Source organism: Deinococcus aestuarii (assembly GCF_018863415.1).
In the GTDB taxonomy this organism is placed as follows: domain Bacteria; phylum Deinococcota; class Deinococci; order Deinococcales; family Deinococcaceae; genus Deinococcus; species Deinococcus aestuarii.
Genome location: NZ_JAHKSN010000001.1, coordinates 257,307 through 272,699, shown reverse-complemented (window position 1 = coordinate 272,699; position 15,393 = coordinate 257,307). Strand labels below are relative to the sequence as shown.

Annotated in this window: 16 protein-coding genes; 6 read left to right on the top strand and 10 right to left on the bottom strand. The window is 70.9% G+C overall.

The window, feature by feature from the left end:
* The first annotated feature begins 4 nt into the window (after positions 1 to 4).
* The 3 genes from IC605_RS01325 to IC605_RS01315 all read left to right on the top strand — a co-directional run bounded on the left by IC605_RS01325 (position 5) and on the right by IC605_RS01315 (position 2,568).
* Positions 5 to 454, top strand: a complete 450-nt coding sequence (locus IC605_RS01325) for a GNAT family N-acetyltransferase (protein ID WP_216317896.1) — start codon at positions 5 to 7, stop codon at positions 452 to 454.
* Positions 455 to 475: 21 nt separating this feature from the next.
* Positions 476 to 1,675 carry a trans-sulfuration enzyme family protein gene (locus IC605_RS01320; RefSeq protein ID WP_216317894.1) on the top strand — a complete coding sequence of 400 codons (1,200 nt, stop codon included), beginning with the start codon at positions 476 to 478 and terminating at the stop codon, positions 1,673 to 1,675.
* A gap of 329 nt (positions 1,676 to 2,004) precedes the next feature.
* The gene (locus tag IC605_RS01315) at positions 2,005 to 2,568 is read left to right on the top strand and encodes an endonuclease dU (protein ID WP_216317892.1); all 564 of its coding nucleotides are present in this window, start codon (positions 2,005 to 2,007) and stop codon (positions 2,566 to 2,568) included.
* A 1-nt stretch (position 2,569) separates the two neighbouring features.
* Here the strand turns inward: IC605_RS01315 and IC605_RS01310 are convergent, their stop codons facing one another.
* The 3 genes from IC605_RS01310 to IC605_RS01300 all read right to left on the bottom strand — a co-directional run bounded on the left by IC605_RS01310 (position 2,570) and on the right by IC605_RS01300 (position 5,302).
* Positions 2,570 to 3,673: a M48 family metallopeptidase gene (locus IC605_RS01310; protein ID WP_216317890.1), complete on the bottom strand. Its 1,104-nt coding sequence runs from the start codon at positions 3,671 to 3,673 to the stop codon at positions 2,570 to 2,572.
* 18 nt (positions 3,674 to 3,691) lie between these two features.
* The gene (locus IC605_RS01305) at positions 3,692 to 4,864 is read right to left on the bottom strand and encodes a YjgN family protein (RefSeq protein ID WP_216317888.1); all 1,173 of its coding nucleotides are present in this window, start codon (positions 4,862 to 4,864) and stop codon (positions 3,692 to 3,694) included.
* Positions 4,865 to 5,029: 165 nt separating this feature from the next.
* On the bottom strand, positions 5,030 to 5,302 hold the full coding sequence (locus tag IC605_RS01300; protein WP_216317886.1) for a cold-shock protein: 273 nt from the start codon (positions 5,300 to 5,302) through the stop codon (positions 5,030 to 5,032).
* Between the two features lie 166 nt (positions 5,303 to 5,468).
* Between IC605_RS01300 and IC605_RS01295 the strand changes: the two genes are divergently transcribed.
* From IC605_RS01295 to IC605_RS01285, 3 genes are read left to right on the top strand one after another with little or no spacing between them, the layout of a single operon-like run.
* Positions 5,469 to 5,894 (top strand): NUDIX hydrolase, encoded by a 426-nt coding sequence (locus IC605_RS01295; RefSeq protein ID WP_216317884.1) that lies wholly within the window; start codon positions 5,469 to 5,471, stop codon positions 5,892 to 5,894.
* A 32-nt stretch (positions 5,895 to 5,926) separates the two neighbouring features.
* Positions 5,927 to 6,460 carry a gamma carbonic anhydrase family protein gene (locus tag IC605_RS01290; RefSeq protein WP_216317882.1) on the top strand — a complete coding sequence of 178 codons (534 nt, stop codon included), beginning with the start codon at positions 5,927 to 5,929 and terminating at the stop codon, positions 6,458 to 6,460.
* Positions 6,457 to 7,338: a hypothetical protein gene (locus IC605_RS01285; protein ID WP_343216459.1), complete on the top strand. Its 882-nt coding sequence runs from the start codon at positions 6,457 to 6,459 to the stop codon at positions 7,336 to 7,338. Before IC605_RS01290 ends, IC605_RS01285 begins: the two co-directional genes overlap by 4 nt.
* A gap of 115 nt (positions 7,339 to 7,453) precedes the next feature.
* Here IC605_RS01285 and ispH read toward each other — a convergent pair whose 3' ends face one another.
* The 7 genes from ispH to IC605_RS01250 all read right to left on the bottom strand — a co-directional run bounded on the left by ispH (position 7,454) and on the right by IC605_RS01250 (position 15,332).
* Positions 7,454 to 8,449 carry a 4-hydroxy-3-methylbut-2-enyl diphosphate reductase gene (gene ispH / locus IC605_RS01280; RefSeq protein ID WP_216317880.1) on the bottom strand — a complete coding sequence of 332 codons (996 nt, stop codon included), beginning with the start codon at positions 8,447 to 8,449 and terminating at the stop codon, positions 7,454 to 7,456.
* 80 nt (positions 8,450 to 8,529) lie between these two features.
* On the bottom strand, positions 8,530 to 9,078 hold the full coding sequence (locus tag IC605_RS01275) for a mycothiol transferase (RefSeq protein ID WP_216317878.1): 549 nt from the start codon (positions 9,076 to 9,078) through the stop codon (positions 8,530 to 8,532).
* Entirely contained in the window at positions 9,062 to 10,624 is a 1,563-nt protein-coding gene (locus IC605_RS01270; protein ID WP_216317876.1) for a phospholipase D-like domain-containing protein, read from the bottom strand. The genes IC605_RS01275 and IC605_RS01270 overlap by 17 nt, the downstream gene beginning before the upstream one ends.
* Positions 10,625 to 10,704: 80 nt before the next feature.
* Positions 10,705 to 12,378, bottom strand: coding sequence for a glycerol-3-phosphate acyltransferase (locus tag IC605_RS01265; protein ID WP_216317874.1), 1,674 nt, complete (start codon positions 12,376 to 12,378; stop codon positions 10,705 to 10,707).
* Positions 12,379 to 12,420: 42 nt separating this feature from the next.
* Positions 12,421 to 12,771 (bottom strand): DUF705 domain-containing protein, encoded by a 351-nt coding sequence (locus IC605_RS01260; protein ID WP_216317871.1) that lies wholly within the window; start codon positions 12,769 to 12,771, stop codon positions 12,421 to 12,423.
* Positions 12,772 to 12,816: 45 nt separating this feature from the next.
* Entirely contained in the window at positions 12,817 to 13,851 is a 1,035-nt protein-coding gene (locus tag IC605_RS01255) for an NAD(P)/FAD-dependent oxidoreductase (RefSeq protein WP_216317869.1), read from the bottom strand.
* Positions 13,852 to 13,952: 101 nt separating this feature from the next.
* Positions 13,953 to 15,332, bottom strand: a complete 1,380-nt coding sequence (locus IC605_RS01250; RefSeq protein ID WP_216317867.1) for an FAD-dependent oxidoreductase — start codon at positions 15,330 to 15,332, stop codon at positions 13,953 to 13,955.
* Positions 15,333 to 15,393: the final 61 nt, after the last annotated feature.

The window sequence follows — 15,393 nt, the reverse complement described above, 5'->3', positions numbered from 1 at the left end:
TCGTGTGACCTCCCCGACCGTCGTCCGCGCCGACGCCTCCCACCTCGATGCCCTCGTTCCCCTGTTCGACGGCTACCGCCAGTTCTACGGGCAGGCGAGCGACCCCGAGGGCGCGCGGGCATTTCTCGCCGAGCGGCTGGACCGTGGAGAGTCCGTGATCTTCGTCGCGCTGGACGGGGAAACTGCGCTCGGCTTCACGCAGCTCTACCCGTCGTTCACGTCGGTGGGGATGCGGCGCCTCTGGATTCTCAACGACCTCTTCGTCGCGCCGCAGGGAAGGAGGCGCGGGGTGGGACAGGCCCTCCTCGCGCGGGCGAGACGACACGGCCTGGAGACGGGCGCCGTGCGGCTGACCCTCTCGACGGCCACCGACAACGTGAGCGCCCAAACTCTCTACGAGGCCCAGGGCTGGCGGAGGGACGAGGACTTCTACACCTACAACCTCACCCTCTGATTTTGCGTCTATCCTCCCCCCATGCCTGACGCCCGCTCCGACTACGACCTGACCACCCTCGCCGCCCGCGCGGGGGAGGAGGCGCGGCCCAACCTCAGCACCCCGCTCGTCGAGCCCATCTACCAGTCCACCGTCTACGCCTACCCCGACCTGGGCGCCCTGGAACGCGCGATGAGCGGCGAGGAGCCCAGCGCCTTCTACTACCGCAACGGCACGCCGAACGCCGCGACGCTGGAGCGGGCGCTGGCGAGCCTGGAGGGCACCGAGGCCGCGCTCGTGGCCGCGAGCGGCATGGCCGCGATCAGCGCCGCTTTGCTGGGGATGCTCAAAGTCGGTGATCATGTCGTCGCGGACGCCCGGGTGTACGGGGTGACCTACGCCCTGCTCGCCGAGGAGTTCCCCCGGCTGGGCATCACGGTCACCTTCGTGGACGGCTGCGACCTGGAGGCGGTGGAGGCCGCCTTCCGCCCCGAGACGCGCGTGCTGCACGTCGAGAGCCTCACCAACCCCCTGATGACCGTGCCCGACGTGCCCGCGCTCGCCCGCCTCGCCCACGACCGGGGCGCCCTGCTGAGCGTGGACAACACCTTCGCCAGCCCCGCCGTCTTCCGCCCGGCCGTACACGGCGCCGACCTCGTGACCCACTCCGTCAGCAAGTACCTCAGCGGCCACTCGACCGCCTTCGGGGGCGTGGCCTGCGGGCGGGGGGACCTGATCGCCGCTGCCCGCACCCGCCTGTTGCGGCTGGGGGGGACCATCAGCGCCTTCGACGCCTGGATGACCCTCCAGGGCCTCAAGACCCTCGGACTGCGGATGCGGGCGCACTCGGGCAACGCGCAGGCGGTGGCGGACGTGCTGGCGAACCATCCCCGGGTGCGGGCGGTGTATCACCCCGGCCTCTCCAGCCACCCCCAGTTCGTGCGGGCGCAGGAGCTGTACCCCCACGGTTTCGGCGGGATGCTCAGCGCCGACATCGAGGACGCCCCCGCTTTCGTCCGCGCCCTGGCGGGCCGCATTCCCCTCGCCCCCAGCCTCGCCGACGTGGTGACCACCCTCTCCTGGCCCTGGGGCACCTCCCACCGCGCCCTGCCCGAGGGCGAGCGCCGCCGCCTGGGTATCACCCCCAACCTGCTGCGGCTCTCGGTCGGCATCGAGGACATCGGCGACCTGCTGGGAGACATCGAGGGGGCTTTGGAGCTGGAGCAGAAGGCAGAAGGCTGAGGGCCGGAGAGGACAAAGCAGGGATGTGGAGACGGGCTGTTGTGGGGTCGTTGCTTCGGTCCTCGTCCTCCGTCTTGGCCCGGGACGTCTCACACGGGACGCCCGGGCCGCGTGTAAGAGCCTGGTCGGCCTCGCCGTCCGGCGGCACGCGGGTGGTCTACACCCGACCGGCGCGATATAGGGGCGGAGCCTGGACGCGGAAGGGCTGGCTGAGGCTGACCCGTGCCCCGGGCGGGCGGAAGCGGGCGCCCTTCGTCTGCACCTTCACCCGGGATTCGGACCAGCTCTCGGTTCAACCCGTCTCCCTCGTGCTGGGTCCCTGAGCCCCCGTGCCCTTGTCCCACGCCATCGGCTTCGACGACGCCCCCTTTCCCCGCGACTACCGGGGGGACGTGCGCGTGTTCGGCACCGTGTTCGCGCGGCAGACCCTCCACGGGGTCGTGAGCGGGCGGGTGCGGCGCGACGGGCGGAACTCCACCGCCGAACTCGCCCGGCTGGTGGAGGCGAGCGGGGCGGCGGAGCACCTGCACCTGATCCTGCTTCAGGGGGTGGCGCTGGCGGGCTTCAACGTGGTGGACGCGTGGACGTTGAGGGCCGTCACCGGCCTGCCCGTCCTGATCGTGGTGCGGCGGCCGCCCAACCTGGAGCGTATCCGCACCGCGCTCCTCACCCGCGTGTCGGGCGGGGCGCGCAAGTGGCGGCTGATCGAGGCGCTGGGTGAGGTGGAGTCCTGCCGGGGCGTGTTCGTGCAGCGGGTGGGCCTGAGCCTGACGGAGGCGGAGACGGCCCTCGCCGCCCTCACCGTGACCGGGCGTATCCCCGAGCCCCTGCGCGCCGCCCACCTGATCGCCGGGGGCGTGACGCGGGGCAGCAGCCGGGGAGGCCGGGTCTAGCTCAGCGGCGCCTGGCCTGTTCTTCCAGCCCGCGCAGGTGCCGGATGCGCTCGGCCGTGCCGGGGTGGGTCTGGAGCAGGTCCTCGACGCGGCTGCCGCCCTGCACGCTGTGCTCGTCCGCGTTCCGGTCCAGCGTCTCCAGCCGGGCGAGGAGGTTGCGCAGGGGCCTGGTGGTGCCGTACTCGCGCAGCAGGAAGCGGGCCGCCACCTCGTCGGATTCGGTCTCGGCGGCCCGCGAGTAGCCGTTGCGGAGCAGCGCGGCGGGGACGGCGGCGGCGAAGGTGCCCGCGCTGACGAGATCGCCCGTCACCGCCACGGTGAGCAGGCTCAGGCCGAGCCCCTGATACACCCCCGCGAGGGTGTGGCGCCTGATCACATGACCGGCCTCGTGCGCGAGCACGCCCGCCAGCTCGCGGTCGTCTCGCGCGAGCCGGACGAGCTGGTCGGTCATGACGACCGTGCCCCCCGGGAGGGCGAAGGCGTTCGCGCCCAGGGCGAAGGGCGCGTCCGGGGCGTTCCCGTCGCGCAACAGCAGGCGGTAGGGAGAGCTGCCCCCCACCCGCGAGGTGACCTGTCGGAACACCCGCTGAAGCTGCGCCTGCCGCGCCGCGCTCAGCCGGGTGGGGCCGACGTAGTTCTGTCCCTCCAGCAGCTCGACCGTCTCCCGGTCGAAGGTGGCGAGCACCGCGTCCGGCGTGGCCGTCGCCGCCGTGCGGGCCAGCGCGGGCAGGCCGAACGCCACGAACCCCCACGCGAAGAGGATCATCAGCGCCACCGCCCCCAGCGCCGTGCCCCAGCGCGACTCCAGCCGCCGCACCCGCCCCAATCCCCGGTTGCGGCCCAGCCGGGCCTCCAGCGCACTCACCCCCGCGTCGTCCCCGGTCTCGAAACGCGCCCCGCCCGGGAACTTGAGCACGCGGCGGATACCCGGGATGGGCGGGTCGATGCCGAGTTGCGCCGTCTCCCAGCGGGTTTCCGGCTCCCCCTCGGCACGCAGCACGAGCGTGCCCCCGCTCACCTCCAGCGTGGCAGCCCGGTCGCGGCTCGTGCGCCCGTCGAAGTACACGCCGGAGAGGGTGAGGTGGGCGGGGTCGGGTTCGGTCACGGGTTCGCCTCGCGGGGCTCAGAAGCCCAGGTTGATGTCGAGCAGTTCGGTGGCCGCCTCACCCAGGGCGCTTTCCTCGGGCGTGAAATCGGCGCAGAAGGCGTCCAGACTCTGAATGGACCGCACCTGCACCCCCGACATCACGTAGCGGGTGCGGCGGACGGCGGCCCAGGGGGTGGCGAGGCCCAGCGTGAGAAGCTGGACCACCGTGTTCGACACCCCGATCCACACCAGTCGCCACGGGCTGAAGGTGGCCTGCGTCCGCACCACCCCGCCGACCTCCACCCGGTTGAGGACGAGGCGCAGGGTGGCCGCGCGGACGTACTGCCAGGCAACGGCATAGAGGGCCAGCAGCCCCGCGTAAAGGACGGCGATGCCCGCGATCACGCCCGGCCCGGGCAGGCCCCCCACCACATCGAAGTCCCCCAGGACCCCCAGGCCAACCAGCAGCGCGATCACCGGGACGGCGAGCAGCACCCCGCCCCCAATCGCCACCGCCAGCCCCGTCAGCCCGATCACGTAGAAGTCGCCCACGTCCCCCCGGAACGTCGCCCGGGCGCTCCCGTACGCGGCGTTCTCGACCTGATAGCGCCGCTGCATGAACCACGCCCACGGCAGGGCCAGCCCGCCCGAGAGCACCGCCGCAACGTTCGCCAGCCCGTAGGACGTGTAGGCTCCGACGGACCGCCCGTGGTGCCGGAAGCGCAGGCCCCGGTGCGTGGTGCTCACCGCGAGGAAGCGCAGCGACTTCATCACCAGCCACGGGTACAGCGCGACGAACAGCACGCCGATCACCCCGGCGACGACCTCCCACCCCTGGAATTGCAGGTTGGTGGCGAGGGTATAGGCCAGGAAAAAGGCCCCCACGATCAGGTAACCGCGCAGCAGGGCGAGGGGACTGGCCGTGTACTCGAAGTTCTGCCCGTCCAGCCAGGTGTGCCCGTAGAAATACTGCCGCTGCCGCACCCGCGCCCAGGGGAGGTACAGCCCCAGCGTCACGACGGTCAGCGCGATATTTACGATCCAGATGCGGAAGTACTCGCCCGATTGCCCGGTAAAGCTCATGGGGTGAGCCGTCACCGTTGGGGCGGTGGGGAGGTCGGCCACCGCCGTGGCTTCTCGGGGGAACTCCTGCGCTGGGGGACCGGGCGGGAGGGGTGGGGAGACTGTCGGGTCGGGCCGCTCGGTCATGAACGCATCCTAGGGCCGGGGCCGGGCGGGCGGACCGCATCTGCCGCCACACGTCGGGTGGTGGGGAGGGGGGTGGTCCCCATCCGGCCCCGGTCACGCCCGTGCCCAAACGAAAGGGGCGAACGCGGCGCGGCGCTCACCCCCGAACCCCGGTGGGGAATCCAATTACCAGCGGCTGCCGCCACCCCGGTTGCCGCCCATGTTGCTGCCCCCCATCGGGGCGGGCGCGGCGTTCGTCACGACGACGTTCTTGGCCTGGGGGCCCTTGCTGCCCTGGCCTGCCTCGACCTCGAACTCAACCTCGTCGCCCTCGTTCAGCTTGCGAAACCCGCCGCTCTGGATGGCGCTGTAGTGCACGAACACGTCGGGGTTGCCGGGATGCTCGATAAACCCGTAACCTTTTTCGACGTTAAACCACTTCACTCGACCTTGAGCCATAACTCTCCTTGCATCTCACACGTCACGGACCCGGCAACCAGCCCTCTGAGCCGGTACCTCTGGATGGGGTCGGACTGGAGACAAGCGAAGTATCGCACGTTCACTGCCTCCACGTGAACAGGTCTGCCTGGTGATGATGGTGGGGGGGGTCACGTATACTCCGCCCATGCCTTCCCCGTCATTCCCGCCCGGCGCCACCCCCGGCGCGGGCGGCGTCGTGCTGAATCCGGAGGGCCGCGTGCTCCTCGTGCGCTACCGCGGCGGTGCCTGGGCCTTTCCCAAGGGCCACGTCGAACCGGGCGAGACGCTGACGCAGACCGCCGTGCGCGAGGTGCAGGAGGAGACGGGCGTCACGGCCGACATCCTGGGCCCCCTGCCCGAGACGCGCTACACGAACGACCGGGGCGAGGCGCGGGTGATCTTCTGGTTCGTCATGCGGGCCGAGCCCGGTTCCCCCACCACCCTGGAAGCCACCTTCACGGAAGGGGGATTTTTCTCCCCAGGCGAGGCGGCGGCCCGGCTGACCTACCCCGAAGACCGCGAGCTTCTGCGCGTTGCCCTGGCGTCTGTCCCCCCGGTGGGGCGGGCGTAACTTTCCCCCCCACCCCCTTTCCCGGAGGCCCCATGCCGCTCTACGCCCTCGACGGCGAATGTCCCCAGCTCCACCCCACCGCGTTTCTCGCCCCCAGCGCCGACCTGATCGGCCGCGTGACGGTGGGGGAGGAGGCCAGCGTGTGGTTCGGTGTCGTGGTGCGGGGCGACATCGAACCCATCGTGATCGGCCCGCGCTGCAACGTGCAGGACGGGGCCGTGCTCCACACCGACGCGGGTTACCCCTGTGTGCTCGACTCGGACGTGACGGTCGGCCACCGCGCCGTCGTCCACGGGGCCCGTTGCGCGCCGGGCAGCCTGGTGGGCATGGGGGCGGTGATGCTCAACGGTTCCAGCCTGGGGGCGGGCGCGGTGCTCGCGGCGGGGGCGCTCTTGCGGGAAGGCCAGCACGTCCCGGACGGGATGCTCGCCGTGGGGGTGCCCGCCCGGGTGGTCCGCCCGGTGGACGCCCCCACCAACGCCGCGCGCTACGTAGAAAATGGGGCCCGTTACCGGAAGGGTCTGGCTCCCGTGCCCGTAGAAGGGGCCGCAGAGGTCGCACGGTGACCCCGCCCGAGGAGCCCCGCCAGCCCGACCGCCAGGGCCGCCGCCGTCAGGTCCACCTTCCGTCCTCCCTGCCCCCGGGCGAGCCTGCCGAGGACCCGTCCGAGGAGCTGGACGAACTCGTCCCCGAACTGCGGCCCATGTTCCCGGGCGCCGAGCCCTTCCTGGCCCGCTTCCTGCCGCAGGTGCCCCCGACGCACCTGGGCCTGAGCACGCGGTTTTGCGACCTGCACGCCTTTCTCAAGTCCCTGCACGACGGGGCGTGGTGCGGGTACCTGCACGCCTCTCTGGGCGAGCAGAACGCCTACGTCCTGCTGTTCGAGGGCCGCACGGTGACCGCCGCCGCCTCGGGCGCGACGGGTGAGCAGGCCCTCGGCGACCTGCTGCACCTCTACGAGCAGGGGGCCGCCCTGGGCGCGTACGCCCTGGCCCCCACGCTGGCGCACGTCCTGAGCGGGATCGGCTCGCGGGCCTGGAAGTTCAACCTCACCGAGGACTTCACGGGGCTGCACGCGCGGCCCACCGGCGCGATCTTCTATGCCCGGGGCCAGATCGTCGCCACGATGCCCGCCACCCTGCCCTACGAGGGGGCCTTTCCCGCGCCCCTGCGACCGCAGACCCTGATCCTGCCGCGCAGCCTCGCCGGGTGGGCGCACCGCCAGTACGACCTCACCCTGCGGGGGAGGGACGCCGTGAACCCCATCACCGACGTGTACCTCACCTTCCGCGCCCGGCACGGCACGGCGGGGCTGGCCTTCCTGCGGGCCCTGCGCGAAGGGCTCTCGCCCGCCGAACACGCCCTGCGCGCCGACGCCGCCCTGCATGACCTGGAGCCGATGATTCAGGAGTTCGTCAAGACGGGGTATATCCAGGCGGGGTAGGGGGAGGCGGGGAGCTTGTGGCCCGTGGCTTGTAGAGGCAAAAGAAGGTCGGAGACATGATCTATGTCTCCGACCCTTCCTTTTCCACAAGCTCCCCGCGACAGGCCACAAGCCCTCACCGCAGCGTGCGCGGCAACTCCTGCGTCGGCAGAATCTTCTTCGGCTCGCGGAACTCGATGTTCTCCCACTCGCCCTCCTCGATGACCACGAGGGCCGGGTTGAGGCGGCGGAAGTGGGCGACCACGTTCTGCACGAGGTCGTCCGGCGTGCTCGCCGCGCTCGTGATGCCGAGGGACCGCACGCCCGTCAGGTCCACCCCGGCGAGGTCGGCCTCCGTCTCCAGCCGCTCGGCCCGCCCGCAGGTCTCGCGGGCGAGTTCGAGCAGCCGCATCCCGTTGCTGGAGTGCGTGCTCGTGAGCACCAGGAAGGCGTCCACCCGAGGCGCGATGGCCTTCACCGCGTCCTGGCGGTTCTTCGTCGCGTAGCACAGGTCCTCGCTGGGCGGCACGACCAACGCCGGGAAGCGGGCCTTGAGGATGTCCACCGTGCGCCGCGTGTCGTCCACGCTGAGGGTCGTCTGGGTCAGGACCACCACCCGCTCGGGGTCGGGCACCTCGACCGTGTGCGGGTCGTGCAGCCCCTCGCCCCTCTTGCCGAGAACGCCGACCACGACGGTGTGCTCGGGCGCCTCGCCGCGCGTGCCGATGACCTCCTGGTGCCGGGCGCTGTCGCCGATGAGCAGGATGGTGTAGCCCTCGCGGGCGTACTTCTTGGCCTCGGTGTGGACCTTGGTGACGAGGGGGCAGGTCGCGTCGATGGTGGCGAGGCCGAGTGTGCGCGCCCGCTCGCGCACCGCCGGGCTGATGCCGTGGGCGCTGAAGACGACCGTCTCGCTCCCGGCGGGCAGCGCCGAGATGTCGTCCAGGCTCTCGACGAAGTGGACGTCGTGCCCCTGCTCCAGCCGCTCCACGACCGTGTGGTTGTGGACGATGGAGTGGTAGACGGTGACGGGTTTGTCTTCGGTGCGGGCGGCCTTCTCGACCGCCCCAATCGCCATGACCACCCCGGCGCAGAAGCCGCGCGGCTTGGCGAGGTGAATGCGTTCAACCATGAGGGGCCCCCGACATGCCCCCAGTTTACGGGCAGGAGCGGTGCGGGAAGTCCCGGGGGCGGCCAGCGGCCAGCACAACCTCAGCGTTGTGCCTGGGCCTTCAGCGCCTTGCGGAGAATCCGAATCTGTCCCCGGTGGCTCACCTCGTCCTCCATGACGTGAAACCAGGCCCAGTGGTGGTTGGGGTAGTCGAAGCCGGGCACCTGGAGGCGGGAGGCCAGCCAGGCGTCGTCGCGGCGGGCGAGTTCGGCGAGGGTGTCGGCGCGGGCGGCTTCCAACTCGCCCAGGTAGTGCTTCAGCGGAAGACCCCGCACGCGCTCGCCTGCCTGCCCGAAGCTGAGGGCCCCGCCGTAGACGGCCTCCTCCCCCTCGTCGAAGTCCCGGTTCTCGAAACTCAGGCGCTGGTACACCCGGTCCACCGCCGCGATGTGGGCGAGCAGTGTTCCGATGGAGTTGGAAAAGCCCGGTGGGGTGGCGTCCAGTTCCTCCACGCCCAGGCCCGCGACCGCTTCCAGGGTGGTGAGGCGGGCGTAGTGCAGCATGGCGACGAGAACGCCGATGTGGGGGGTGTAGCCGGGCGGGGGCTCGATCACGCAGGCTCTTTGCCAGTCCTCACGGGTCGCGGTCATGCCTCACTCTAGGCCCGGTCTGCGGCTGAGCTTCCCCCAACCCCGGCTCCACGTTCCGCATCCACCACTCCTGCGGGACCTCGCGGCTGTGGTGCGCCCACATGTCCTCGAACCTCGCCCGCTGCTCGGCCACCGCCCCCGCGTCGGTCGTGGCGAGCATCGCCTCGTTCAGCCCCAGAGACCCCCAGGCGGAGAAGTGGAAGTTCATGCTGCCCGCCAGCACCATGCGGTCGTCCACCGTGTACGCCTTCGTGTGCATCCCGAAGGTGACGTACCGCGCCTCGAAACGGTCCTCGATGCCGCGCCGCCGCGCCTCCAGCCGGAGGAGGGCGACGCCGCTGCGGTTGGGAACGCGGTCGATGCCGTAGTCCACCATCAGCGCGCGGACCCTTACCCCGCGCTCCATCGCGTGCAGGACGGCGCCGAGGTACACCGGCCAGCGGCCCACCGGGCAGTCCTGCGGCTGGAGGTAGGCGGACCAGCACCCCAGCGAGGGGCTGAACTCCGCCTGCATCAGGTCGATGTTCTGCCGCGCCGCGCCGATCAGCGCCACCTGCGCCCGGTCGGCCTGGTCGAAACCCGGGCGGCGGTAAAGCATGAAGGCGCGCGAGTCACCCGCCACCTCAAGGCTCCGGGCCGCGTCCGGGTGGGTGGGGGGACCGGGCTCGCCCACGAAGCACCGCCGCGCCACCTCGTCCGCCGCCACGTTCTCCGGGCAGCGCACCTGCCGCGAGTTGCGCCACAGGTCGTCGAACACGGCCACACCATCTTGCGCGACCGGGCCGCGCATCCGCAGGCCGAGGTCGTGAAGGTCGCGCCCGCCCCGCTCGGTGCCTGGCAGGTGCCAGACGGTGAAGTTGTAGCCGGAGACGGTGAGGTCCTGCCCGTCGATCACGTGCAGCTTCACGTGGCTATGCGGGAAGTAGCGGTAGTTCGCCACGTCCAGCCGCCACCCCACCCGCGCGTCGTTCAGGGGGACGCCGAGCCGCGTCAGGTCCCGCACGAGTTCGAGGGCCTGGGTGGCGCCGTCCTCGCGGCCCAGGTCGGGAAAGCCGCCCAGCGCCACCTTGACGGTCATGCCCTGCGGGTAGGCGGCGGGATTGGCCCGCACCCGCCCGTACAGGCTCCGGGCCGCCTGGGCGAAGGTCCAGCCCGGGCGCTCCTCCCCCGCGTGCCACTCCATGTTGGCGAGGAGAACCTCCGAGCGGGCCTGCCGGATCTGCTCCGCCGTCACGTCGAAGGCGTCGGGTTGTCCGTTCACGCGCGGCGTTCGCAGGAAGCCCGCGAAGGCGTTGCCGCACGAGTGGTCCGCCCGCCCGCCCTCGGTCGTCACCCGCCAGAGGGCGAGTTCGAGGGGGTCGGTGGGGACGGGACACGTCAGCGCGGCGGGGTTGAGCGGCGAGGGTGGCAGCACGGTGCCCAGCCCCAGCGGGAATTCCGAGCCCACCGCGTCCGCGCGTCCAAGCAGGCCGAGTCCGGCAAGCGTCAGAGTGCCGAGAGTGAGCCGGAATGTTCGGCGTCGGGAACGCAGGGGGGGCGCGGCCATCTCCGGGAAGGATAGGGTCCGCACGGTCGGGCCGAGGGTAAGTTTGCTGACGGGCCCTTGCGGGAGGAGGGGCCCCCGCCTCAGTCCACGACCTGAAAGCCCAGCCGCTCCGCCTGTTCCACGAAGAAATTGATGTTCTCGGTGAGTGTTTGCGGCCCCAGGCTCTTGCGGTGGTGCTCCCCGGTCGCCGCGATGATCAGGGTCTCGGCGAGGCAGGCGGGCACCGCGCCCTCCCCGAATTGCAGGTCGATGTTGCTCGTCATGCCGCCGGGCGGGCGCACCACGCCGCCGGGAATCACGCGCACGCCGGGAACGTCCAGCACGCTCTCATGAACGTCGGCGGGGCGCCCCTCGTCGAAAATCCAGGCGCCGGGCTTGACGTGCTGCGGGAAGATGACGGGGTTCGGATCGCTCGTCGCGCTGAAGATCAGGTCGGCCTCGCGCAGCGTGTCGTAACTCGTCGTCGTGACGATCTCGGTGTCCTTCACGGCGCGGCGCAGGGTCGCGGCACTCCGCTCCAGCCTCTCCATATCCCGCCCGATCATGATGACCTTGCCCACCTGCGGGGCGATGGTCCGCGCGATGCCGAAGGCGACCACCCCGTTCGCGCCCACGATGCCCGCCGTGGCCTGCCCCAGGTCCCGCCCCGTCTCCTGAAAGTGGTGCAGGATGCCGGGGATGGCGGCCTTGACCGTGCCGCTCGTGTACGCGCCGCCGTTCGTGATCGTGAGGTCGGGCACGGCGGCCTGCACGTCCACCCCCTTGTTGCCCACGACCGACCAGAAAGCGCCGAGCCCGAACACCTCCGCCCCGAGTTCCTGCGCGAGCCGGGCGCCCTCGATGGCGCGGCGGGTGGCGAGGTCAGGGTCGGAGGTGAACACGTCGGGAAGGAGGGGGCTGCTCAGGAGGTAACAGCGAATCTCCTTGCCCTCATTGGTCTTGATGCCGTGGAGTTCCCCGATCTTCATGGGCCGCAGGTTCGCTGCCATGTGGCGAACGCTCGCCTCGCTGATCACGCCGCGCTCGACGAGGGGCTTCATCCACGAGAAGCGGCGCGTGACCCAGAAGTTCTCCAGCGTCATCGGGTGGATCATGAAGGCGGTGACGACCTGATCGTCCCGCTTGCCCGCCACCGGCACGTCCTCGCCCACGCGCGGCTCGGTGCCGTCGAGGATGCGCCCCAGGTTCTCCTTGAAGCGCCACGTCGCCGCCACGAGGAGGCCGAGAGCGCCCAGCTTGGCCGGAATTCCCAGCGGCGACACCGCCACCAAAAGGGCGAAGGCGAGCAGCCCGAGGACGGTCGCGGCGCTCACGTAGCCCCAGTAGCCGACCACGGCGGCATACACGACCACGGGCAGCGCGGCGATCCAAAAATTCACCCCACCCGCCACGGCGAGCCCGGCGAGGACGCCGAACAAGACGAGGTTCCCCCGTCCACGCGGCGGCACTCCCCCGTACAGGGCACGCGGCGGGTTGAGGTGCCCCAGGTACGCGGCGAGGGCGGCGAGGACGCACAGCTCGCGGGAGCCGAGCGAGGACGCCATCAGCACGGCGAGGAACCCCTTGGAGAAATCCAACCCCGCGCTCGCCGCCGCCAGCCCCGGCCCGACCCGCCGTAGCACGTTCTCCACGCCGAGGTTGTAGGCGTTGTTCACGCGCGGGTCCACGCCCATGCGGGAAAGCAGCCAGTGGCCCAGCGGCAGGCTCCCCACGAAGAACGCCAGGACGAGGAGCAGGACCGACAAAAACGCCATAAGCGGCATTCTAGCGGGGTCGAGAGGCTGACCGCCCGGACGCTACCGAGGGCCGGGAAGGGCCGCCCGGTAGTCCTGGACCGACTGGTCGTCGCAGCCATTGGGGTGAATCTGCACGAGTCGTCTCCAGTTCGAGATGGGCTGATCGTCCAGCAAGACTTGAGGTTTCGGCAGGAAGGCAGCAAAGCAGTCTTCCAGTCCGCACTCGACTGCACTCTGTCGCGCGTATTGTGCCCCGCCGGAACTCCAGCAGCACAACTCCGCGCCCTGCTCGAAGAGCGAGCGGACGTGCTTGATGACCGCCGGAATAGGGATACGCGTCTTGCCGTAATTGCGGATAAGTGTCTCGTCCACATCAACGTAGACCACGAGGGAAGAGGGGGTAGCAGTCATGAACCTACTGTAGAGGCAACTTCAATGCAGGCAGGTCACGGCGGGTCATCGAGACGAGGCCCGCTCCTCGCTCCTCACCGGATACCCGCCCCGCTCGCTGCTGTGCCCCGGCCTCACCTTGAGGTCCGGGCGGACGTGGTGCGCGGCGTGGTTGGCAGCGATGGCCGCCTGCGCGAAGGCAAGCGAGAGCAGCTTGAAATCCTTGCCGGAGCGGGCGAGGTCGCCGACCACGTACACGCCGGGGAGTGAGGTCTCTCCACCGGGGCCGTCCGGGACGTACTCGCCGTCCCACCCAAGGGGCCAGCCCTGAAGGGGAGAGAGGTCAGGGAGGTAGCCGCCCAGGACGAGGATGGTGTCGGCCTCGCGCTGGATGGTCTCGCCGCTGACCGTCAGCTCCGCGCCCTGCGGTGTGAGGTGTTGGAGGACGGCGGGTGCGAACACCTCCACCCGTCCAGCCGAGCGCAACTCCTCCAGCCGCGCCAACTCCCCCGGCTCGCCCCGGAACCCCGCCCGGCGGTGGGTGAGGGTGACTTCCGCCCCGGCGTCCGCGAGTCCGAGGGCGGCCCGCGTCGCCTGGGGCACCCCGCCGATCACGAGGACGCGTTTGCCCGCGAATTCGGCGGGCTTGGGCAGGTCCGTCCGCACGTCCGGATGAGCCTCCACCCCCGGCACCCGCGCCTCACGCGGCAACAGGGCGCCCAATCCCGCCGCGAGGAGGACGGCGCCCGCCTCGTACCGTCCACGCTCCGTGCCGACCACCCAGCCACCTGCCCCGTCCGGCTCTAACGTGTGCGCCACCTCGCCCGTCCGCACATCCACCCCCAGGGGGGCGAGCTGGTCTTCGAGCGCCCGCACGAGGTCCGCCGCCCGCGTCTGCGGTCTGCCGGGCGCGTCGTACACGGTCTTGTCGGGATAGAGGGCCATCAGTTGCCCGCCCAGCTCGCCCCGCGCCTCCACCAGCCGCACGCTCAGGCCGCGCCAGCCCGCGTAAAAGGCCGCGTGGAGTCCCGCCGGGCCACCCCCGATGACCAGAACGTCGGTGCGGGGCGGGGTGGAGGTGGAGGACGGCTCGGCCTGCATGGCGGGAAGTATCGCAGAAGGGTGGAAACGAGAACTGGACGGGCGCCGCAAAAGACAGAGGCCGGGATGCCTCCCAGCCCCGTCGCTCCAACCTTCTGCCTCTAGCCGTCCGCCTCTTGCAACGCCTTCCGGCGGTGCTGGAGCATCTCGTGCTTGTGGACCACCTTGCCGCGTGGGCGGCCCTGCGTCTTGCCCCGCGCGAGTTCATGTGCGTCGAGCGCCTGCCAGTCGTCGAAGGTGTACACGTCCACCCCCTTGCCCGCGAGCAGCGCGTCCACCGCCTCACGGCTCGGCTGGGCGGGCTCGGGCAGCGCCCCGGCCTTCGCGTCGGCGAGCAGGTGCGCCACCGTGTCCACCGCGTCCTTCTTGTTGGTGCCGATCACGCCGCTGGGCCCGCGCTTGATCCAGCCCGCCGTGTACTCGCCGGGTTGGCCCTCCACGCGTCCTTCCACGTTGGGAATCACGCCCTTTCGCTCGTCGAAGGGCACGCCGGGCAGCGCCACCCCCTTGTAGCCGATGGACCGCAGCACCATCTGAACGGGCAGCGTCTCGTACTCGCCCGTGCCCACCGCGCTCCCGTTCTCGTCCAGACGGTTGCGCTCGATCTTCAGCCCGCCCACGTTCCCCTCGCCGTCATCCAGAATCTCGACGGGCGAGACGAGGAAGCGCAGGTGGATGCGCCGGTCCTTGCCCTCGGGCGTGCGCACGGCGAAGTCGCGCAGGACCTCCAGATTCTTCTTCTTGGTGTTGTCCGTATTCGCCGCCTCGGCGGTCTCGTCCACCTGCACCTCGGCGGGCTTGACGATGGGGTCGGCCCCCTCCAGCTCCCCGAACTCGCGCAGCTCCTTGGTGGTGAAGGCGGCCTGCAAAGGTCCCCGGCGTCCCAGCACCCACACGTCCTTGACCTGACTGCGCTCCAGGGCGGCGAGCGCGTGCTCGGCGATGTCGCTCTCCCGCAGCTCGGCCACCGTCTTGACGAGGATGCGGCTCACGTCCAGGGCCACGTTCCCCACGCCGACCACCGCCACGCCCGTCGCGTTCAGCAGCATCTCGCGCGCCGCCGCGTCCGGGTGGCCGTTGTACCAGGCGACGAACTCGGTGGCGCTCATGGAGCCCGTCAGGTCCTCGCCGGGAATACCCAGGCGGCGGTCGGAGGACGCGCCCACGGTGTAGATAACGGCGTCGTAGTGCTCCCGCGCCTCCTCGTGGGTGAGGTCGCTGCCGAACTCGACGTTGCCGAGAAAGCGGACGCGGAGGTCCGCCAAGGTCTTCTCGAAGCCCTTGGTCACGCTCTTGATGGTGAGGTGGTCGGGCGCGACCCCGTAGCGCACGAGGCCGTAGGGAGTGGGCAGACGGTCGAACACGTCCACCTCCACGGGCACGTCGGCTTGCCTGGTCAGCGCCTCGGCGGCGTAAATCCCGCTGGGGCCGCTGCCGATCACGGCCACGCGCAGGGGTCGTTCGGGGGAAAAGGTCGCCATACCGGGGAGTGTAAAGGGAGCGTCTGAAGGAAACAGGAGCGGTATCTGGACGAATGTTGTC